The following is a 21,682-nucleotide window of genomic DNA, read 5'->3' on the forward strand; positions in this document are numbered from 1 at the left end:
AAGTTAGGATTATTTTCATATAAAAGTGGCTCACTTTTCAACTGCGATGGTGGCTCAGTTTTAGCTTATCAAATACATCAATTAAAGATCTCTTGAAATTCCCAGTTCTCCAATATATGGTTGGTTCCTTCGATATATTCCAAGTTCCGAATTCTATATTAATGGGTCTATAAATATCAATTCAATATTTAAAGACTGATTTTCTTTATATTCTTTTACTTTTAACATAATTATGTCTCCTTCTAAGGCCTATACACAGCGTGCTGAACTACCCCGTTATACTTAACATACTATTTATGAACGGGAGAATTTTTATGAGTAAGATAATTTTTAATGAACATCAACGTAGACTATTAGAAACAAACCAAAATGTTGCATCAGTATCAGATCGCGCCATCCAATATACAGCCGAATTTAAAATAAAAGCGGTTAAGGAAAATCAATTAGGAAAAGGACCAGCTCAGACTCTTCATCTCTTGCCTGCCCTTGAGTGGAGACTCGTATATACCCAACAACGTTCAACTTTTCACCCTCCCGTTACATAAATTGTAATTTTCGTAACGTTTTTTAACGAATAGCGAGTATTATACGACCGTCTCTTGTAAAAATACAACCATAAGTTAATTTTCTTATACAATAAAACAGCACCTCTTTACGTTACCCATTGGTTATCGCCACGAGCTTTGTCATTGTCGTTAGTTTGTTAGCCATTCCATGTATAAGTACCCCTGACATGTAAAATGTCATCTCGCCTAATTATCGTACTGCTCACAATATCCAAGTATTAAAACGATACTCCATGACGGTACAACCTTCATGAGCTTTTGATTTTCTAGTAAATCATTTTCTTTTTGTCTCACTCAAAATCTTCACTTTTAAATATTCACTATCTTTATGTATCCGTATCATTACCACCTTTAGCATTACGAGCTTTCTCATTGTCTTTAGTTTGTAGGTTTTGCAGTATCATAAGTCCTGTTGACATGTAAAATGTTATCTCTCCTAATTATCTTATTATTTTCACAAACACAGTACTAAAACAGAATGCCTTGATGGTACTACCTTCATGAGCTATGAATCTCATACAATCTTTTTTTGTTGTCCAATGCATAAATTTCTCACAAAAAACAAAAAGCACTTGTTGCCTATAGTTAAAGTAGACAATCAAGTACTTTATTCAATGTTTTACTTTCTATATAGTTTAGTTGTGCAATTTAAGTTTTTCTAAATAAAATCTATATAGACCCTTTAAAAACATCTACATCGTTTTCGTTTAATACTGCTTTTATTTCATTACCTTCAAAAACAACCATGTAGTCATTTGGTAAAGCAAGAACTTGAATGATTTCAGGTTTAATTTTTAGTAGTTGATAAGCATATAGAGCATACAACTCTGTAGTATTATCATCCTCTACAGGACCTATATACCAACCTGAATCTCCTTTTTCAACATCTCCATTTCTTTGTAAATATATTTTCTCGAGTTCTAGTACACCTTTAGAAAGTATGATTTTATCACTAAATTTTATTGATAAACCATCGACATTCATCTTTTTCAAAAAATGACCTTGTTCTAGTTGTACCCACAATGCTAAAGTTAAATCTTCTGTTATATCTTCAAATGGGTTTTTAGAGTAATCTGGAGTAGTCAATATAAAATCCCCAGTTTCTCTCTCATGTAAATAATAGACAGACCAACCTACTTGTAAAGAGAATCCATGAATCAATTTATTACGGTCTACCTGTGCTAATATAGCGAATAAAATTTCTACTTGAGGTTGTAATTCTTTTTCGGCAGTCACTATAATGGTTTTACCCATAATACTCTTTTCAAATTTCTTCATTTCTTCAACCTCTCTTCTATAGCTATTTTTAGAGCTTCTCTAGCTTGTTTCTCTTTTTCTAGCATTTCCATTCTAACATTAACAGGAACCTCTCCCATCTTAGAATGTCCTTTCCAATCAGCCCAACTATGAGCTCCCTTAGACGCATTCGAAGATTTTCCAAGACCAACAAAATTATCTTTTAGATTTAGAATTTCTATTTGTTGTTCTCTAGTTAACCTACTGAATCCATCCATTTCAGTTATTTCTTTCATTGAAACAATATGGTCTGCTTCAAACTTATCAACTTCATACCCGTACACTGGGTCTACTTTAGGACCATCTGGATTAACCATTTTTCTTATATCGTTACTTGGTGTCTTTTTCCTCAAACTTTTATATTCATCTTTTGTAACACCATTACCCGTACCCTTATCTACCTGCTTCTTCTCAAGATCCTTTATGTATTCCCCTAGTTGTTTTACTTCTAAATCAGAAATTGTTTTATCTTGTATCTCTTTCGTCTTATCTACAGATTTTGAGAGGTTCTTAATATTTTCTGCTTTATCCACAGTTTTTGCAATGTCTTCTGAATTATCGAGCACATCCTTCGCGACTTTTGCTCCTTTTATAACTTTTATCGCTTTACCCAGCGGAGTCATAGAAGCTCTTGCTATGGCTCTTTCAGAATCTGAACCGCTTGGGTCAAAAAGAGTAACTATATCACTTAGAAAGATTTCATATAATAAATCATCTACTGAATTTACTAATTGAGAAATAGCATCTGGTGTACCAGAACTATTTCCCCCCAATACTTGCCTTTGACCTTCATATGTAAATAAATATTCACCAGTATTTGGATCAATGGCTCTATTAGTATTAAATTGGGCATATTCATCCATCACTTGTATTTTACCATTTGCATCAATAGTTATGTTATTTTTTCCTATCACATTAGGTAACATAGGTACTTGCCTAGCAATTTTCTCTTCAGCCTCTGCATACTTATCCATCGAATTTTGAAGGAAGGATACTAACTTCTTCATATTCTTTTCAATCGTTTGTAATTCATTCGATATTTTGTACAATTGATCACCGATGCCATGTCGTGCTTTAATACGGTAATCGATTTGAGATCGGATGGATGCAACATTGTCTGTAGTATTCGATACTTTTGTGGCAACTTGTGAAAAGCTAGGGGTCAAATCATTAACTCTATCAATATCGACTTTTATCTTTGACATGAATGTTCTCCACTAAACTCATTCCCTTATTATTTTCATTAATAATGTTCCCATGTTCATCCGTTAATCATGGGAAACAAAAAGGATGATTTTAAAATATGTTACTCTACAATTATAGTAAATTAAGGTAATTATACTATATAGCAAAAGTAATTTCCATAATTTAACTACATTCAGTTGTGCTAGATTACTTGTTTAATTGAGCCCTATCATCACAAAAAAAGACACCTAACGAATCTATTAGGTGTCCTCACTCTTATCATTTTGCTACTACGTAATTATTTAAACTCTTCTCTTATTCTCCAAATCAGTTCTAAAATATTTAAGAATAGGTTAATGAAATCTAAATATAAATCTAATGCCGAGCTTACAACATCCTCTTCTGAAACATGCCCTTTTGCAATTCGATTAAAATCGTAAATTGTATATAAGACGAAAATTAAAATAATGACTGCTGCTAAAAGCAATAATATGAAGTTAGACGGCGTAAAGAAGAAGAAAACGATGGAAACTAAAATCGCAACTAATAGAATTCCAAATAGATATCCACCCCACCCAGACAAATCGGATTTTGTAACACTACCAATAAACCCTAGAATGGCGAAGATTACTATTGTACCAATTAGAGTAATAAGTACGGTTTCCATACCTAATTGATTGATGTAGAATTGCGTACTCCAGAAAAACGTAATCCCTACTAAAAATGGGATACAGTATAGGATAGTATTCATCATTCGAATGTTTCGCACAAAGATTGCGATAATTAATAACAAAATGGTAATGATGGATACAGGTAATAGAACAGTTGGTGGTAACACACTACCAACAAAGAATCCAACCCCTGTTAAGAGCCACATAATAGCAAAATGCTTCAAGACTTTACGTAAAATATTTGTGTTTTTCAATTTACTTGCCTCCTATTTTCTAAACCAATTATATATACTTTATAACCAATAATAAAGTTTCATTTTTTTATTGATTACACCTCCAAATTAGTTCGATGTAACGTATTCATCCTATGTTCATATTATTCGATTTTTAAAAGAAAACAGAAGCAAATAAAAAAGCCTTCCTAAATTGGAAGGCGTGATGTTGTAAAGAATTTTTTTAATTGGTCTAACTGTTTTTCCGCTTCCATTTTAGAAGTGGCCACAACACCAAAGTAAAATTTACATTTAGGTTCTGTCCCGGAAGGACGGATAGCAACCCATGAATCATTGTCTAATACAAACTTTAATACATTTTCCTTCGGTAAAAGAATATCTTCAATGGACCCATCTGCATTTATCGTAACACTAGTTAAATAATCTTCTACTCTTATAACAGGTATCCCGCCAATTTCAGTAGGTGGATATTTTCGAAAGTCATTTAAAATAGCTTTCATTTTTTCTTGACCGTCTTTTCCTTCGAACACTTTGGATACAAGGGCTTCTTGATGATATCCGAATTGTTTAAACAAGTCATTTAAAACATCCAACAACGTCTTTCCGTGCAATTCATAATAAGCAGCCATTTCCGCAACTTTCAATGCGATTTGAACCGCGTCCTTATCTCGAACAAAAGTTTTCATTAAATAGCCATAACTTTCTTCATAACCAAATAAATAAGTATGTTGTTTCGTTTGTTCAAATTCTTCTATTTTTTCAGCAATAAATTTGAAGCCAGTTAATGTATTAATCGTATTGATGTGATATTTTGATGCAATTTTAGCGCCAAGTTCTGACGTTACAATGGTTTTAATGATAGCTCCATTAGAAGGCAGCGTTCTATTTTCAAATTGGTTTTGTAAAATATAATGTAATAGCAGTGCCCCTAATTGATTGCCAGTTAATAGTTCATATTGTTCCCCGTTACGAACAGCAACCCCGATTCGGTCCGCATCCGGATCTGTTGCGAATAAAATTGTTGCCCCAACTTTTTCTCCTAATTGCATCGCCAAGTCAAATGCAGCCGGTTCTTCTGGATTCGGGTATTCTAACGTTGGGAAGTGACCATCTGGAGAGGCTTGCTGTTCTACTACATGGACATTATGAAATCCAAGCTGTTTCAATCCTTCTATAACAGGGACTAATCCCGTTCCATGCAACGGGCTATAAACAATGTTTATATTTCGATCAATATTGTCCCGATCTTTTACCGTTAATAGCTTTTCAATATATTTTGCATCAAAGTCTTCTAATATCCATTGGACTAACCCTTCCATTTCTAATAACTTCAAGTCCCAAACTGCGATGTCAAAAATATCTTCAATTTGCTCCATCGATTTAATGATGGCTTCGGCACCTGATGGTACAAGTTGAGCACCGTCTTCTCCGTACACTTTGAAACCATTGTATTGTTTCGGATTATGACTGGCTGTAATGACTACTCCTGCAAAGGCGTTCAATTCCCGAACCGTAAAGGAAAGCTGTGGTGTTGGTCTTGGTTCCTTATAAATATAGGAATTTATCCCATGGGCGCCCAGTACACAAGCTGTTTCGATGGCAAATTCTTTTGAAAAAAGACGCGTATCATAGGCTATTACTACACCACGTTTTTTTGCCTCATTTCCTTTGGATTCAATATAACGGGCCAATCCATCCGACACGCGACGTATCGTATAAATATTTATGCGATTCGTTCCAGCACCAATTAAACCGCGCATGCCTCCTGTACCAAAGGAAACATATTGATAGAAACGATCTTCCATTTTTTTCTCATCTTCAGAAATCGCATTCAATTCTTCCCACAAATCGTTTGGTAATTTTTGAGACTTCCATTTCGTAAAGATTGCTTTCATTGAGATACCTTCCTTTTATCATGTTGAATGATAGTATAAAAAGTCTTCTTTACTATACTTATAAAGAAGACTCGGCCACATTCTTAGCCGAGTTCGTAAATGTTTAATACTTTGGATGTTGATGCCATTTCCAAGCACTTTGAATAATTTGTTCTAAATTTCTCTCTGCTTTCCAACCGAGCTCTTCATAAATTTTATTTGAAGAGGCAACTAATCGTGCTGGATCACCCCTTCTCCGTTTTGTCATTTCCACGTTTGCTTTCAACCCTGTCACATATTCACAAATTTCAATCACTTCTTTTACCGAGTAACCTAATCCATTCCCAAGATTGTAGGTCGCCGTTTTATTTTTTCCATCTATTAATGATTGAAGAGCTACTATATGAGCTTTTGCAAGGTCTGTAACATGTATATAATCACGAATACATGTCCCATCTGGTGTGTCATAATCATTACCAAAAATTGATACTTGCTCTCTTAATCCAGCTAAATGTTGCAACACGATCGGAATAAGATGGGTTTCTGGATTATGACTTTCACCAATTTCTGCAGTTTCATCTGCACCGGCTGCATTAAAATACCTCAATGTAACATAATTTAACCCATAGGCCGCAGCATAATCTTCTAGAATTTGTTCCACCATAAGTTTGGATTTCCCATAAGGATTGATTGGATTTGTTTCGACCGATTCATTAATTATTTCCACTTTCGGAATACCATAGGTAGCAGCTGTGGAAGAAAAAATAAAATTGTTCACGTTATTATCGAGCATAACTTCCAGCAGAGTAAGGGTAGATACAATATTATTAGCGTAATATTTTTGGGGATTACTAACCGATTCTCCTACTAAACTATTTGCCGCAAAATGCATTACTCCATTAAAAGCATATTCGGAAAAAAGAGTACGTAAATCCGCTTCATTTCCTAAATCCCCGTGGATAAAAGTTACCTTTTCGTCAACCGCTTCGATATGACCGGTTGAAAGGTTATCTAAAACAACAACTTGTTCTTCTTTCACTAATTCTTTTACAACATGACTACCAATATAACCTGCGCCACCTACGATTAAAATCATTTCCTAACCCCTTTTAATTCGATATCATTATTACTTAATTGCGGTTAAAGCTACTAGCGAAAAAATACATTGCTTTCATATATGTATTTTTAGAAAAACGCCTATTCCTTTGTACAATAAAGTGGATTACCCTTTAGTACGCATCCTTTGATCCTAATAAAACGAATACGGTTTTGAATATTAATTTTAGATCAATGATCATATTTCGTTCTTCCATATATTTCAAGTCCAGTCGAACCCATTCATCAAAGCCGATATTACTTCTACCACTCACTTGCCAATAACACGTTAATCCTGGAGTTACCTTTAGCCTTTGTTTTTCATAGTTAGAATATTGGGCTACTTCCTCTGGAAGGGGGGGCCTTGGTCCGACTAGACTCATATCCCCTTTTAGCACATTGATTAATTGGGGAAGTTCATCAAGACTTGTTTTCCGAATAAACTTCCCAATCCTCGTAACCCTTGGATCCTCTTTCATTTTAAATACAGGTCCATCCTTTATATCGTTTTGTTCTAGTAATAACATTTTTAACTCTTCTGCATTGGAGACCATGGAACGAAATTTGTAAATTGTAAATTCCTTTCCGTTTCTACCGACACGAACTTGCTTAAAGAAAACTGGACCATTTCGATTTTCTAATTTAATAAGTACCGTAATAAGTATAAAAACAGGAATTAGTATAATCATTCCAAGTAAGGAACCAATAATATCCATAATTCGCTTACTGATTAAATATCCTTTATGTTCTTTCAATATAACCGGACTAATCTGCTCCCTTCCCTTTTTTCTTGTAGCCTGTTCATTTGTAGTTGTGACAGACAATATGATTCACCATCTCTCAATCATAAATTAGCGCATTTGGTTTTAAAGGTTTTACTACTATCTATTTTTCCTATTACTAGATGTTCATTAAACGTCCTAATCTATTGAACTTGTGTATAGAATCTTTTCATTAATATTTCTTTTAATAATTGTTCTACCTGTGGTCCAATCTCTTTACTGTTCAATGCAAATTCCAAAGTTGTACGAATAAATCCAAGTTTTTCTCCAACATCATAACGGACACCATCAAACTCATAACCATAAACAGGTTGAATTTCATTTAATTTTTGAATAGCATCCGTTAATTGAATTTCCCCACCTGTACCAGCTTCTTGATTTTCTAAAAATTGGAAAATTTCAGGAGTTAAAATATATCTTCCCATAATGGCTAAGTTGGAAGGCGCTGTACCTAGTGGCGGTTTTTCAACAAATTGATTTACTTTATATAATCGATCGAATTGACTAATTGGATCAATAATTCCGTAACGATTCGTTTCTTTATCGGAAACTTGTTGAATACCAATCACAGACGATTGAATTTGTTCGTATTGGGCTATTAACTGTTTTGTACAAGGAATATCCCATTGTACAATGTCATCCCCAAGTAGTATTGCGAAAGGTTCGTTCCCTATAAATTTCCGAGCACACCAAATGGCATGTCCAAGTCCTTTTGGCTCTTTTTGTCGTATATAATGAATTTCAATTTGGGAGGACTGATTCACTTTTTCTAAAACATCTACTTTCCCTTTTTTTAAAAGGTTTTCTTCTAATTCCATATTTCGATCGAAATGGTCCTCAATTGCCCGTTTCCCTTTACCTGTCACAATAATAATTTCCTCAATCCCCGATTGAATCGCTTCTTCCACGATAAACTCAATCGTTGGTCGGTCTACAATCGGAAGCATTTCCTTTGGCATCGCTTTTGTCGCTGGTAAAAAACGTGTACCTAAGCCGGCAGCAGGTATAATAGCTTTTTTAACTTTTTTCATTCGTAGGTCTCCCCTTCAGTAAAAAATAAAGTTAATGGATAATGCTTTCTTCGATTAAGAGCTGGGTAATTTTTTTCTTATAAGCTTCTACACCTGGTTGATCGAATGGATAAACATCTAATAAATAAGCACTCATCGCACATGCCTTCATAAAAAAGTAAATAACATACCCCACGTGAAAAGCATCAAGACGATCTACTTCTATTTGTATGATTGGTACGCCCCCTTCTGCATGGGCAAGGACTGTACCTTGTTTTGAAATTGAATTGATTTCATTAAATGTACGGTTACTTAAAAAATTTAAATAGTCATCATTTAATGTCTTATACGGGATGTAGTAATCATCTGAAATCTCTTTAAAATGAAGAAATGTTTCAAAAAGTAATGGACTGCCATCTTGAACAAATTGACCTAATGAATGTAAATCCGTTGAATAATTTACCGAAGCAGGAAATAATCCTTTTTTATTTTTCCCTTCACTTTCTCCAAATAATTGCTTCCACCATTCATGTATCGAAGTAAGAGCTGGTTCGAAGGATGCTAATAACTCAATGCGATAACCTTTGGTGTATAAAGCATGACGAATAACGGCATAACGGTATGCCTCATTTTTTTCTGGGCTACTATCTTTCAAATCAATTGCCGCCTTTTTTGCTCCTTCTAGTAGTTCGCAAATATTTATTCCTGCAACTGCAATAGGTAATAACCCTACAGAAGTTAAGAGTGAGTAACGTCCACCTACATTGGAAGGGATATCAAACTTACGATAACCATTGTTTTCAGCTATCACTTTTAGTAGACTATTTTCCGGATCTGTTGTGACAATAATTCGGTTTTTTGCCTCCTCTTTATAACGCTCTTCTGCATATTGACGAAGAACTCGGAAAGCAAGGGAAGATTCCATCGTAGACCCTGACTTTGAAATGACATTAATATAAAATTCTTTGTCATATAGACTTTCAATTAATTGATTCATATAAGCCCCGCTTAAGTTAAATCCTACATATATGACGTCAATTCCCTTTTCGTGATGTTTAAAATAAGGAGAAAGCGCTTCTTGCACTGCCTTAGCCCCTAAATAAGAACCACCAATCCCAATTACTACTAATACATCTGCCCGTTTTTTAATTTCATCTGAAACCGTTAAAATGGATTTTAAATACTCCTCATCCATTAGTAACGGTCCATTTAACCAACCTATTGGTTCGTTATCAGCTTCTTCTAAATGTTGATGTATCATGGAAACTGATGAAGCATAATGAGATACATCTAAATTTAAAAATCGTTCATTGATAATTGTCGTTAATAGTAATTGAGCCAATTTAATCCATCCCCTATCTGGAAATAAACATCCTTATATAGAAAAAATTAACAATTTCTATTAAAAAAAGAGAAAGCAGAATGTCAATTTCTACTGTCTATTAAAATTTCACCAAAGCTTCAACCATTTTTTAAGACTATCTTCCTACATCCACTAGAAGTTCAGAACAGGTATTACTTCTAGGAAAGTGATTTCCTATACTTTATATGAAATTTATAAGTACAATATACCATCTAAAATAATAACAAAGAGTATTTTTGAAATAAATTGTACCGTTCAATTTATAAAATTAAATATTTCATTCAATCACTCTGAACAAATAGACTTATTTAATTATGTTTTTTGAATTAATGAAAATTAACAATAAGACAATATATCTAGTTAAAAGGTAAAAAGACTCCGCTTTTTCTTCGAAGAAACGTCTGGTTCATACATAATTAACGAGTCATTTCCTATAATTCTTTTGTTATTTTCCATAAAAAGGTCTACTAAATCTAAAAGTTTATGCTTTTCTAAATAAAAAAGACCTTGTTTAAAAAGAAACGGTCTCCTTTTTACATGATGAGCATCTGAACCATAAGTATGAACTAAATTTGCTTTCATAAGCTCCATTGATAATTTTTGAATGGTACGTCCAAAATGACCGACAATACTTCCAGCCGTTATTTGAGCTGCTGCACCCTCTCGAATTAATCGCTCAAGTCGTTCAGGCTTTTGTGCGATAGCTTTATTCCGTTCTGGATGAGCAATGATAGGTATAATCCCTATTTTGTGTAATTCGTGAATGATATTTTTTGTATAGCGGGGGATATGATTGGATGGTAATTCTAGAAGTAAATAGTTCGAATCGGCCAAAGATAAAATTTCCTTCTCCTTTACTAAATTAATGATATCTTCACATAAACGAACTTCGTGACCGAGGTGGATTGAAAGGGGGATATGGCGTCGATGTAATTCGTTTTGTAGTTCATGTACTTGCAGTTTAACTAGTTCAGCAGAAACATGATATTGGGGATGACACGTATGGGATGTGGAGATAATGTCAGAAATCCCTTCCTTTGTAGCAGCTTCTAACATATCAATTGATTGTTGGAAAATTCCAGGTCCATCATCAACGTTAAATAAAATATGGCTATGAATATCAATCATTCAAATACACCTACTTAAAAAGTTTTTGAAAAGAGGTATCCATCGAAAGCTAGGAAATACCTCTTAATCTGAAATTTAACTAATTTTGCTTTTCTATGTTATTGATAGTAGAAATAGTGATTCTTTTCAATAGTGAAATTATTTAATACAACTCCGATCATATTCGCCTTTGATAAGGTTAGCATTTCCTTTGCCTTAACGGCCATTTCCTTTTCTGTTTTTCCAGAATTAATAACTAAAATCGTCGCATCACATTTATTTGATAATATTTGTGAATCGGTAACAGTCAAAATTGGAGGTGTATCAAAAATAATTAAATCAAACTGACTCTTCAACGTTTCAAGTAATTGATTCATACGATTCGAATCTAACAATTCAGCAGGATTAGGAGGGATTGCACCACTCGGAAGTACGTAAAGTCCTTGTATATCCGTTAGTTGGATTGCATCACTTAATTCACACTGTCTAGTTAGCACTCCAGATAATCCATAGATATTTGAAACTTTAAATGTATGGTGGGATGTAGGTTTTCGCATATCCGCATCGACTAAAATAATTCGCTTGTCCTCGCCAGAAAAAACCCCTGCAATATTTGCAGCTGTCGTTGATTTCCCTTCACTCGGCCCAACTGAAGTAACAAGAATCGTTTTAAAGTCTTTATCGGGCATGGAAAAATTTATGTTTGTACGAATCGTTCGATATTGTTCAGCTATAACGGATTTCGGATTTTCCTTTACAATAACCTTTCTTGCCATCGTATTCCTTCTTCTTTTTTTCCTAAACAAGTTTTTCCCTCCTACTTTTACTACGACTTAATTCTGAATTTGGGGAATAGGGACGTTTATTTAATTCCTTTTCAGGGATTGGGCTTACAATACCGATAATAGGAATTCCTAATAGTTCTTCTACATCTTGTTCAGTTTTAATTGTCGTATCTAAATATTCACGTAGGAAAGCAAGTCCGACTCCAACTAGTAAACCGATCATTGTCGCAATAGCAATATTCATTAATTCATTTGGTTTTACATGACTTGGATTTTCAAGATGGACAGCAGGAGATAAAATGGTAACGTTGTTAGCATTCATTAAAACAGGAATTTCCTCTTGAAATACTTCAGCAATTGTATTCGCAATATTGACTGCTTCGAAATATTGTTCGTCTTCAACACTTATACTAATAACTTGAGATTCTTCAACATTTGATACAGAAATTTGTTCAGATAATTGGGGTGTCGTTTGATTTAAATCCAACCGTTCTATGACTTTATCTAGGATGACGGGACTTTTTATAATTTCATTATACGTATTGATCAATTGCAAGTTTGCTTGTATTTCTTGACTTTGAATTGATTCTGTTTCACTTTTTTGTTCATTGACTAGAATTTGAGTGGAGGCTTGATAGACTGGCGTCAAAATAAAATAACTAACGACGGATGCAATAATAACGGAAATAATCGTTAACGAAACTATTAAAAATAATCGTTTTTTAATCACTTTTAAAATATCTTGTAAACTTATCGTTTCTTCCAATTAGGCCATCTCCCCTAAACTAGCAATTTTATATTATCCTATTTATATTTATTTTCTATTGAATAAATAAAGTACTATTTCATACATTTTTTTCAATTAATTTGATTCTTGTTGAATAAATATAATAATACTTAGCCATATAATAGCTTTTAAAAAAGTAGTCCATTTCTTTGGACTACTTTTTTAGAAATAATCTATAAATGTTGGAATTCCTACGGGAAGTACATCTTCCAAAACCGCGATAGTGTCATCTGCACCTTTCAACCGTTCAATCTTTTGAAGATATTTAGGCCGTTTATATCCGAGTAGCATCGTAGTTACCGTTTGGATCGACATTTCAACGGTTATATCTTCACGATCATTTTCGTCGACTGTAGATATTTTTACTTTCCAGTTTTCTGAGACAATATCATAAATGCCATTATTCCATTCCACTAATGGATCGCTAATATGGAATCGAATATGGAAATTAGGTTCATCGAAAGGATAACGTTCAAGAAATTTTAGCACATCCACAATTCTAGCCATAAAGTATGGTGAAACCTTTTGAATGATTTCACTATCTTCTAGTAAAAAGGCAACCGGCTCATTACCAGCTGTTTTTCCATAGGCATTGTATACCATTGATTTATGGGCTGATACAAAATTCCATAATCCTTTTCTTGCTTCTTCTTGTAAATAAACAATTTCATCTATATAAAAGTTTTCTTCCATAATGCGATAAAACATATAGCCTTGCGGTTTATTTTCCTCATCATAGTAAACAGCTGCTTGAAGCTGCACATTGGAATCAATAAATTTTTCTTCCCAATAATCTTCATGAAATTTTTCATTCCAAGCAATTGAATTTCGAATCATCGCTCCGTGGGCATGGGAGGCATATTTTTCATAAACATGTAAAACATCTTCATCTAGTGTGTCTACTCGTCGAATTTGACCAGCTACTTCTTTATAATTTGGGAATTGGGTATCTTTCACTTGAAATTCCACAATATCACTCATAATTTCCCAGCCCTTTTTCCGATAATAGGGAATCGAAAAGGGGAATAAATAAGAAATATAACGATTATCATTACGCATAACCGTTAATGTTTCTTTAATTAGCTGATCCATTAAACCTTGTTTTGAATACTCTGGATACGTACCGATTGCGGTTATTCCTCCCATTTCATAGGCGACTCCATAAATATTTACTTGAAACGGGAGACTTAAAATTTGAGATACTAATTGATCTCCATCAAACCAACCAAGGGCGTGTCCGACATGAAATTGTCGACTCTTTTCACTAACAAAACGCCGGTCTTTTTTTATGGACATGGACATTTGAAAAACATAGTTCAATAAATCAATGGATTGGCCCATTTCGTCCAATCGGATTTCCCGCATTACTAATCCTTTATGTTGAACCAACATGATCACCTATTCCGAAAATTTTTCATCGATTTTATACTTTTAAGATACGTTATCTTTTTACTTTTAATTCAATTAGTAAATAGATTTTGCCAGCTTTTTATGAATCTCACTTAAACTTATCTATTAAAATAACGAACGTAATAGTAGAATATCGTATCTTTCTATTATTATATGCTTGTGAAATCTATAATAATCACTATTAAAATAAAAACTCTTTTGAAATGAATTCAAAAGAGTTTTATCAATTTCTATGAGTTTAATTCTAGATGAGTTTTTAATGTTGATTTAACAGTTTCTAATTGTGTTTCATCAGGTATATAATAATAAATTCCATCAATTTTTGTACCATTACCGTCATTTATATATAGTTGCTCAATATTACCGAAACTATTTTTGTAATTTTTTTGCATCGTCATTAATTCATCATAAGATGCATTGACACGCACATTATCCTCAATTGATTCGAAAATGGATTTATAGTTCAATGCTGTATCAACGCTTACTGCTGAAGAAGCAATTCCTTGAATCACTTTTTTCTGACGATTTTGTCTACCAAAGTCTCCTTCCGGATCTTCATATCTCATTCGAACATAATTTAATGCACTATCTCCATCTAAAGTAATGGTTCCTTCAGGGAAGTTCGAACCGCCATATTCAAAGGCAAGGGTGTTATCTATCGTAATACCACCAACGGCATCAATGATGTCTTTAAAACTTTCCATATTTACTTGTACAACATAATCAATTGGAATTTCTAATAAATTTTCTACCGTTTTACGGGATAATTCAATACCACCATAAGCAAATGCATGATTGATTTTATCCATTCCATGTCCTTCAATTTCTGTATATGTATCACGTGGTATACTTAACATTTTAGAATCTTTCGTTTCCGGATTAACTGTTACAACAATCATCGTATCCGAACGACCAGAGTCACCTTCACGTTCATCTACCCCAAGTAACAATATCGAAATCGGTTCTTGTTCTTCCACATTGACGTTTACTTCTCGAAGTTCAGATTTATCTAGTTCTTCATATACTTTATCGACAGTATTCTTTGCATCAAAGTATACTTTTGCCACCAGACCAGCTACTGCCAAAATGAAAAGTCCTAACGTAATACCAACCCACTTCAGCACTTTTCGTTTTTTTGACTTCACTTTGTCTGTGCGTTTTTCTTTTACCACCTTTATGCCTCCTTTTAAATCTCCATATGTTGCTAATTAACTAGTGCTAAATGTAGCATATATTATTTTTTATCGATTGGCTACTCTTTTTGCAACCCCTTTTTTAATGTTTTTTAAATTGTCTAACTAGATTATATAGAAATTTTCATCCAAAAGAAAAAGGGAGCCCCCAAAACGGAAGCTCCTTTTCATTTATTTTGCATATTCGACTGCTCGTGTTTCACGAATAACCGTCACTTTTATATGACCAGGATAATCTAATTCTTCTTCAATTCGTTTGCGAATATCGCGTGCTAAACGGTGGGAAGCAAGATCATCAATCTTCTCTGGTTGTACGATAATACGAATTTCACGGCCTGCTTGGATTGCGTATGACTTTTCTACGCCATCATAACCTTCAGAAATTTCTTCTAGTTTTTCTAAACGGCGAATGTAGTTTTCAAGGGTTTCACTACGGGCACCAGGTCTTGCTGCTGATAAAGCATCCGCAGCTGCCACAATAACCGCAATAACTGACGTTGCTTCTGTGTCACCATGGTGAGATGCGATACTGTTAATTACAACTGGGTGCTCCTTATATTTAGAAGCAAGCTCAACACCAATTTCCACGTGACTACCTTCCACTTCATGGTCAATAGCTTTCCCAATATCATGAAGTAATCCTGCCCGTTTTGCTAATGTTACGTCTTCTCCAAGCTCAGCTGCCAGGAGTCCTGCTAAATGTGCTACTTCGATGGAATGTTTTAACACATTTTGACCATAGCTTGTACGATATTTCATACGACCTAAGATCTTCATTAAATCTGGATGTAAATTGTGAATACCCACTTCGAAGATCGTTTGTTCTCCAGTTTCACGAATTTGTTCATCCATTTCACGACGGGATTTTTCAACCATTTCTTCGATTCGAGCCGGGTGAATACGTCCATCTTGTACTAATTTTTCAAGGGCAAGACGAGCTGTTTCACGACGGATAGGATCGAAACCAGATAAAATAACCGCTTCTGGTGTATCATCAATAATTAAATCGATACCAGTAAGTGTTTCAAGTGTTCGAATGTTACGACCTTCTCGACCGATGATGCGGCCCTTCATCTCGTCATTCGGTAAGTTTACAACGGACACGGTTGTTTCAGCAACGTGATCAGCTGCAAAACGTTGTAGTGCAAGTGATAATATTTCACGAGCTTTTTTGTCAGATTCCTCTTTCGCACGTGTTTCCGCTTCTTTCGTCATGACAGCGATATCTGTTGAAAGTTCATTTTCAACTTGTCTTAAAATGATGTCTTTTGCTTCTTCTCGAGTTAAAGCTGCGATGCGTTCAAGCTCTGACGTTTGTTCTCGTACTAACTCTTCCACTTTACTTTCCATCTGTTCAATATGCTGTTGTCTTTCAGCTAGAGCTTCTTCTTTACGCTCTAAGCCTGATTCTCTCTTGTTCAGAGCATCATCCTTGCGATCAAGATTTTCTTCTCTTTGCAATAACCGGTTTTCTTGTTTCTGAAGCTCGTACCGGCGTTCACGGATGTCTTTTTCTGCTTCAGTTCGAATTTTGTGAGTTTCATCTTTTGCTTCAAGTAGTGCTTCTTTCTTAAGCGCTTCCGCTTCCCGCTTAGCTTCATCTATGATAAGCTCAGCTGAGTGTTTCGCACCATTCACTTTTGATTCGTTCACTTTTTTCATATAGAAATAGATAACAGCGGCACCGACGATGAGTCCAAGCAAAGCGGAGATAATGTATTCCATCATTCGAACACCTCCTCTTGCTATATTCGTTTCATTTTCAGTCGGCTCATACATTGACGAAAGTTTTTATCCTATTCAATCGGTTTTTATTGATGATTGAATTGCAACTTAGTTTTCAACATACTGCCTATTTCATTTCATAATTTAGAAATTATACAATTTTAATTGTATAGGTCCATCCCAGCTATGTCAAGGACTCCCGCAAGTAGAGACCTTTTGACTACTAGATAATTCGATAGAGTTTTACCTCATTCCATGTAGCACTTTCGATAAAATACTTAAAAATTAAGATATTTCTTATTATTTTAGGCAATTTCATCTTATTGTATTCACTCTGAGGAGAAAAGGTAGGTATAAAAAAATAGCAGTTGGGAATAATGGACTGCTTTAAAAAATTTTTTCATCGAATAGTATTTTCAAAAAATTTCACTAACAAAAAAAGTTGGAGGAAACATTACTTTCCCTCCAACTTTAATATAGAAAATTAATTTGACGATTAATTATTCTTCATCTAAAAGTAATGCTAATTCTTCATCCATTTCTTCTTCTTCATCATGGGCACCAATTGTATAGGATGTTGCCGCCATGCCGAAGGATTCACGAATTTTGTTTGAAATGTGATCACGAATTTCAGGGTTTGCTTTTAAGAAAGCTTTCGCATTTTCGCGTCCTTGACCTATACGTTCATCACCATAAGCATACCAAGAGCCGCTTTTTTGGATAATGTCTAGTTCTGCACCAAGGTCAACGATTTCCCCTTCTTTCGAAATCCCTTCACCGTACATAATATCAACTTCAGCAGTACGGAAAGGAGGAGCTACTTTATTTTTTACTACTTTAATTTTTGTTTTGTTCCCTACCATTTCAGTACCTTGTTTAATTGTTTCAGCACGACGAACTTCAAGACGGATTGATGCGTAGAATTTTAATGCACGTCCACCAGTCGTTGTTTCAGGGTTACCGAACATAACACCGATTTTTTCACGAACTTGGTTAATGAAGATCGCTAGTGTGTTCGATTTATTAATAATACCGGATAATTTACGTAATGCTTGAGACATTAAGCGGGCTTGGAGACCCATGTGTGAGTCACCCATTTCGCCTTCAATCTCAGCTTTCGGTACTAATGCTGCTACAGAGTCAATAACGATAATGTCAATGGCACCACTTCGTACTAATGCTTCAGCGATTTCTAGTGCTTGTTCACCAGTATCAGGTTGTGAAAGTAATAATTCATCAATATTTACACCTAATTTTTGTGCATAGACTGGGTCTAATGCATGCTCCGCATCGATAAATGCAGCTTGTCCACCTTGGGCTTGAATTTCAGCAATAGCATGTAGCGCCACAGTTGTTTTACCTGAAGATTCAGGACCATAAATTTCTACAATACGTCCACGGGGATATCCACCAACACCTAACGCTGCATCAAGGGCAAGGGACCCGCTTGAAGATGTGGAAATTTGACGATCCGATTGTTCGCCTAATTTCATAACTGAACCTTTACCAAATTGCTTTTCAATTTGTTTTAACGCCATATCTAAGGCCGCTTTACGATCATTACTCAAAATATTTCCTCCTTATTCTATATCAGACCATTTCTATCTCTTTCTTATATTTCTACTATACTTCTTTTTGAGACAACTTTCAAGAAAAAAGCGAACATATTTTCGTTTTTTAACAAAATAAAAATTTGAGCTATTAAAATAGCTCAAATTTCACTTTCCCCAATTAAAAATATTATCTTATATTAAATCTTTTCATAGCCTTTCTCAACTAACAAACGCATTAAGTAGCTATAAGCTAATTTGACCGCGCGAATGCGATTAGAATTTCTCATACCTAAAAGTTGAAGCTTACGGGTAATTGGTTCAGAATTACCGATGCTAAAGCCTATCCAAATCGTTCCCGCAGGCTGATCACCATGAGGTTCCGGCCCAGCTGCACCTGTTAGTCCAACGCCAATATCGGTACCAAACTTTTCTCGAACTTTTAATGCCATTGCAGCTGCACATTCACTACTAACAACACCGTATTGATCAAGTAAAGATTGTTCGATACCTAATTGTTGAACTTTTGCTTGTTCAGTATACGTCACCATACCACCGACTAATGTTCCACTTACCCCTGGAATTTCCGCTAATTCAGACTGGAAAAGACCAGCAGTTAAACTTTCTGCTGCAGCAATCGTTAAGTTATGATGGAGTAACATTTCAACAATTTTCGATGCTAAGGAGTCGTCATTATTCCCATAATGATACTCCCCAACAATAGCTAAAATTTCTGCTTCCTTCGCTCTAATTAATGGCCAAGCTTCCTCTTCTGTAGCCGCTTTTGCGGTAATTCGTAGTGTAACTTCTCCATCTCCAGCAAGGGGAGCAACCGTTGGATTGGTTTGGTTATCTAAAATATCTTGAACTTGTACTTCCAATTCTGCTTCACCAATCCCATAAAATCGTAAAACATGGGAAAGAATGATGCCACCTTCATTTAAACGAGCAGCAAGTTTCGGTTTCGCTTCGAACTGGAACATCGGTTCAATTTCCTTCGGTGGACCTGGCAGTAGTATGTATATACGTCCATCCTTTTCTAGAAGCATTCCGGGAGCCATTCCGTGATGATTTGCTAATACTTCGCTACCTTCTAGTATAAGCGCCTGTTTACGATTGTTTTCAGTCATCGTGCGTCCCCATTGGGCAAAAAATTGCTCAATATAAGATAGTGCCACATCATCGAATACTAAAGGTAATCCTAAGTGGTTAGCAATCGTTTCTTTCGTTAAATCGTCTTTCGTAGGACCAAGGCCACCTGAGAAAATAATTAAATCTGCTCGAGATTCCGCAATTTCAATAGCTCTTTTTAAACGGTCCCCGTTATCTCCAACAACCGTATGATAAAACACATTAATACCGAGCTCAGATAATTGAGTAGAAATAAACTTTGCATTCGTATTGGCGATTTGCCCTAGTAACAATTCTGAGCCAACAGCTATTATTTCAGCATTCATGTTTTAACCTCACTTATTTTGAGTTTACAAAGACACGACGATTTAAATAGAAATATTCCCAACCAGACCAAACTGTAAAGATTAATGCCACATAAAGGGCAATCATATCAAAAGGTATGTTCATTAAAGTGAAAATTGTATTGTGTAATAGAAGGGATGAGATAGCAACAATTTGAGCCCAAGTTTTAATTTTCCCTAATTGGCTTGCAGCTACTACTTCCCCTTCTCCCGCTAAAATTGCCCGTAAACCAGTTACAGCAAATTCTCGACTTAAAATAATAATGATGATCCAAGCAGGAGCCATATGAAGATCTACTAATACAATAAAAGCAGCACTTACTAATAATTTATCTGCTAATGGGTCAAGAAATTTCCCAAGGGTAGTAACTAAATTATATTTCCGTGCAAAATGACCATCAATCCAGTCAGTAGTAGAAGCGATAATAAAGATTAATGCTGCTACAAAATGATTGACTGGCATTTCTGCGCCTAAAAACTCCATTTTTCCCCAGTCAAAATCAAATAGTATTACAATCACAAAGATTGGAATTAAACAGATTCTCGAGACTGTAATCTTATTCGGTAAGTTCATTTGCTAACACCTTTCATTCGAAAGAAAATAGTCATCTGATAAAGATGACTATTGTTCTTCTTGTTGTAATGTAATGATAATATTTTGAGTCGTAATGTTTTGTGCATATTGAAGTTCTACATCATTGATGAAAACTTTAGCAACGGTAGAATCTCCTAATCGAATACGAGCATAGGCATTTGCTGTAGCATCGAATTCCACTACTTCCCCAGCTTTGTATACACGGTCTTCGATTTGTTCACTTCCAGCTTCATCACGGATTCCAACCCATGTGTCACCTGAAACTTCAATACGAATATTCATCGTATCTGTTCCTGAAAGTTCGTAAGTAGTTGTTTCTCCATCGATAGTACCAGAAGAAATCGTTTGAGTTGGTTGTTCTGGCTCTTCTTGTACTGGTTGTTCTGTTTCTTCAGGTTGCTCTTCCTCTTCTACCGGCTCAACAGGAGTCGGCTCCTGTTGTTGATATTCGATTTCTGAATTATTTTCTTCTTCTTCGCCCGGTTGTTTAGCCTTTTGTTGATATAAAAACCAAATGGCTACTAAAATAACGATAATAAATAACGCAACGATGATTTTTGGCATCGTTTCCAATAACCTGCTAGTCGATCTTGAATTTAATTTACGCCGGGTTGGACTTTGGGAAATCGACTGGGCAACCTCTTCTTTTGGCTGGTTTGGAATTTCTTGTTTAAATTCCTCTAAAAGTTCCTCTATTTCCAGTCCAACTGCCTCTGCATATTGTTTAATGAATGCCCGAACATAAAAGCTTCCAGGCATAATGGAATAATTTCCTTCTTCAATTGCGACAAGATACCGCTTTTGAATTTTTGTAATTTCTTGAAGATCATCCAAACTGTAACCTTTAGATAATCTCGCTTCTTTAAGGCGAGCTCCGAGTTCTGTCAACAAAAACACCTACTTTTTTCTAATCAATTTCGTCTTTTGCAAAATCCTCTGACATGCTTTTAGACTGACAACTATCGCTTAGTAGTCAACAT

At 35.0% G+C, this 21,682-nt stretch carries 18 protein-coding genes and 1 pseudogene; 1 reads left to right on the forward strand and 18 read right to left on the reverse strand.

What is annotated here, in order from left to right:
• Window positions 1-314 precede the first annotated feature (314 nt).
• A pseudogene (locus tag ACH0B5_RS02365) lies at window positions 315-464 on the forward strand (IS3-like element ISBsp3 family transposase); the annotation flags it as partial.
• Window positions 465-1,235: 771 nt separating this feature from the next.
• Here ACH0B5_RS02365 and ACH0B5_RS02370 read toward each other — a convergent pair.
• From ACH0B5_RS02370 to ACH0B5_RS02455, 18 genes are all read right to left on the reverse strand, one after another.
• Window positions 1,236-1,844: an immunity protein Imm33 domain-containing protein gene (locus ACH0B5_RS02370; RefSeq protein WP_406927336.1), complete on the reverse strand. Its 609-nt coding sequence runs from the start codon at window positions 1,842-1,844 to the stop codon at window positions 1,236-1,238.
• Entirely contained in the window at window positions 1,841-3,067 is a 1,227-nt protein-coding gene (locus ACH0B5_RS02375; RefSeq protein ID WP_406927337.1) for a BAR domain-containing protein, read from the reverse strand. The genes ACH0B5_RS02370 and ACH0B5_RS02375 overlap by 4 nt, the downstream gene beginning before the upstream one ends.
• Window positions 3,068-3,345: 278 nt before the next feature.
• Window positions 3,346-3,972: a Bax inhibitor-1/YccA family protein gene (locus ACH0B5_RS02380; RefSeq protein WP_406927338.1), complete on the reverse strand. Its 627-nt coding sequence runs from the start codon at window positions 3,970-3,972 to the stop codon at window positions 3,346-3,348.
• 167 nt (window positions 3,973-4,139) lie between these two features.
• On the reverse strand, window positions 4,140-5,846 hold the full coding sequence (locus tag ACH0B5_RS02385; RefSeq protein ID WP_406927339.1) for a phospho-sugar mutase: 1,707 nt from the start codon (window positions 5,844-5,846) through the stop codon (window positions 4,140-4,142).
• A 103-nt stretch (window positions 5,847-5,949) separates the two neighbouring features.
• Window positions 5,950-6,921, reverse strand: coding sequence for a UDP-glucose 4-epimerase GalE (gene galE, locus ACH0B5_RS02390; protein ID WP_122970436.1), 972 nt, complete (start codon window positions 6,919-6,921; stop codon window positions 5,950-5,952).
• Between the two features lie 133 nt (window positions 6,922-7,054).
• On the reverse strand, window positions 7,055-7,744 hold the full coding sequence (locus ACH0B5_RS02395) for a sugar transferase (protein WP_406927340.1): 690 nt from the start codon (window positions 7,742-7,744) through the stop codon (window positions 7,055-7,057).
• Between the two features lie 101 nt (window positions 7,745-7,845).
• Window positions 7,846-8,733: a UTP--glucose-1-phosphate uridylyltransferase GalU gene (gene galU / locus ACH0B5_RS02400; RefSeq protein ID WP_122970435.1), complete on the reverse strand. Its 888-nt coding sequence runs from the start codon at window positions 8,731-8,733 to the stop codon at window positions 7,846-7,848.
• 31 nt (window positions 8,734-8,764) lie between these two features.
• Complete coding sequence (locus tag ACH0B5_RS02405) at window positions 8,765-10,054, reverse strand: glucose-6-phosphate isomerase (RefSeq protein WP_241559235.1); 1,290 nt, start codon at window positions 10,052-10,054, stop codon at window positions 8,765-8,767.
• Window positions 10,055-10,435: 381 nt separating this feature from the next.
• Window positions 10,436-11,203 (reverse strand): tyrosine-protein phosphatase, encoded by a 768-nt coding sequence (locus ACH0B5_RS02410; RefSeq protein ID WP_406927341.1) that lies wholly within the window; start codon window positions 11,201-11,203, stop codon window positions 10,436-10,438.
• Between the two features lie 98 nt (window positions 11,204-11,301).
• Window positions 11,302-11,958 (reverse strand): CpsD/CapB family tyrosine-protein kinase, encoded by a 657-nt coding sequence (locus tag ACH0B5_RS02415; RefSeq protein WP_406927342.1) that lies wholly within the window; start codon window positions 11,956-11,958, stop codon window positions 11,302-11,304.
• A 22-nt stretch (window positions 11,959-11,980) separates the two neighbouring features.
• Window positions 11,981-12,733 carry a YveK family protein gene (locus ACH0B5_RS02420; RefSeq protein ID WP_122970432.1) on the reverse strand — a complete coding sequence of 251 codons (753 nt, stop codon included), beginning with the start codon at window positions 12,731-12,733 and terminating at the stop codon, window positions 11,981-11,983.
• A 183-nt stretch (window positions 12,734-12,916) separates the two neighbouring features.
• On the reverse strand, window positions 12,917-14,143 hold the full coding sequence (locus tag ACH0B5_RS02425; RefSeq protein ID WP_406927343.1) for a GNAT family N-acetyltransferase: 1,227 nt from the start codon (window positions 14,141-14,143) through the stop codon (window positions 12,917-12,919).
• Between the two features lie 251 nt (window positions 14,144-14,394).
• Complete coding sequence (locus ACH0B5_RS02430; RefSeq protein ID WP_174232626.1) at window positions 14,395-15,336, reverse strand: LCP family glycopolymer transferase; 942 nt, start codon at window positions 15,334-15,336, stop codon at window positions 14,395-14,397.
• Between the two features lie 192 nt (window positions 15,337-15,528).
• Window positions 15,529-17,082, reverse strand: coding sequence for a ribonuclease Y (gene rny / locus ACH0B5_RS02435; protein WP_122970503.1), 1,554 nt, complete (start codon window positions 17,080-17,082; stop codon window positions 15,529-15,531).
• A gap of 500 nt (window positions 17,083-17,582) precedes the next feature.
• Window positions 17,583-18,650, reverse strand: coding sequence for a recombinase RecA (gene recA, locus ACH0B5_RS02440; RefSeq protein ID WP_277749703.1), 1,068 nt, complete (start codon window positions 18,648-18,650; stop codon window positions 17,583-17,585).
• Between the two features lie 182 nt (window positions 18,651-18,832).
• Window positions 18,833-20,089, reverse strand: a complete 1,257-nt coding sequence (locus tag ACH0B5_RS02445) for a competence/damage-inducible protein A (protein WP_122970430.1) — start codon at window positions 20,087-20,089, stop codon at window positions 18,833-18,835.
• Window positions 20,090-20,102: 13 nt separating this feature from the next.
• Window positions 20,103-20,681 (reverse strand): CDP-diacylglycerol--glycerol-3-phosphate 3-phosphatidyltransferase, encoded by a 579-nt coding sequence (gene pgsA, locus ACH0B5_RS02450; protein ID WP_122970429.1) that lies wholly within the window; start codon window positions 20,679-20,681, stop codon window positions 20,103-20,105.
• A gap of 48 nt (window positions 20,682-20,729) precedes the next feature.
• Window positions 20,730-21,599, reverse strand: a complete 870-nt coding sequence (locus ACH0B5_RS02455) for a helix-turn-helix domain-containing protein (protein ID WP_406927344.1) — start codon at window positions 21,597-21,599, stop codon at window positions 20,730-20,732.
• Window positions 21,600-21,682 lie beyond the last annotated feature (83 nt).

Source organism: Ureibacillus sp. 179-F W5.1 NHS (assembly GCF_045369345.1).
Classification (GTDB): domain Bacteria; phylum Bacillota; class Bacilli; order Bacillales_A; family Planococcaceae; genus Ureibacillus; species Ureibacillus halotolerans.

Bases quoted from the DNA above. Each gene is read 5' to 3' on its own strand.
- ACH0B5_RS02415 (WP_406927342.1), bottom strand. From the start codon at position 11,958: ATGGCAAGAAAGGTTATTGTAAAGGAAAATCCGAAATCCGTTATAGCT.
- ACH0B5_RS02445 (WP_122970430.1), bottom strand. From the start codon at position 20,089: ATGAATGCTGAAATAATAGCTGTTGGCTCAGAATTGTTACTAGGGCAA.
- ACH0B5_RS02410 (WP_406927341.1), bottom strand. From the start codon at position 11,203: ATGATTGATATTCATAGCCATATTTTATTTAACGTTGATGATGGACCT.
- ACH0B5_RS02370 (WP_406927336.1), bottom strand. From the start codon at position 1,844: ATGAAGAAATTTGAAAAGAGTATTATGGGTAAAACCATTATAGTGACT.
- galU (WP_122970435.1), bottom strand. From the start codon at position 8,733: ATGAAAAAAGTTAAAAAAGCTATTATACCTGCTGCCGGCTTAGGTACA.
- rny (WP_122970503.1), bottom strand. From the start codon at position 17,082: ATGGAATACATTATCTCCGCTTTGCTTGGACTCATCGTCGGTGCCGCT.
- ACH0B5_RS02375 (WP_406927337.1), bottom strand. From the start codon at position 3,067: ATGTCAAAGATAAAAGTCGATATTGATAGAGTTAATGATTTGACCCCT.
- pgsA (WP_122970429.1), bottom strand. From the start codon at position 20,681: ATGAACTTACCGAATAAGATTACAGTCTCGAGAATCTGTTTAATTCCA.
- ACH0B5_RS02385 (WP_406927339.1), bottom strand. From the start codon at position 5,846: ATGAAAGCAATCTTTACGAAATGGAAGTCTCAAAAATTACCAAACGAT.
- galE (WP_122970436.1), bottom strand. From the start codon at position 6,921: ATGATTTTAATCGTAGGTGGCGCAGGTTATATTGGTAGTCATGTTGTA.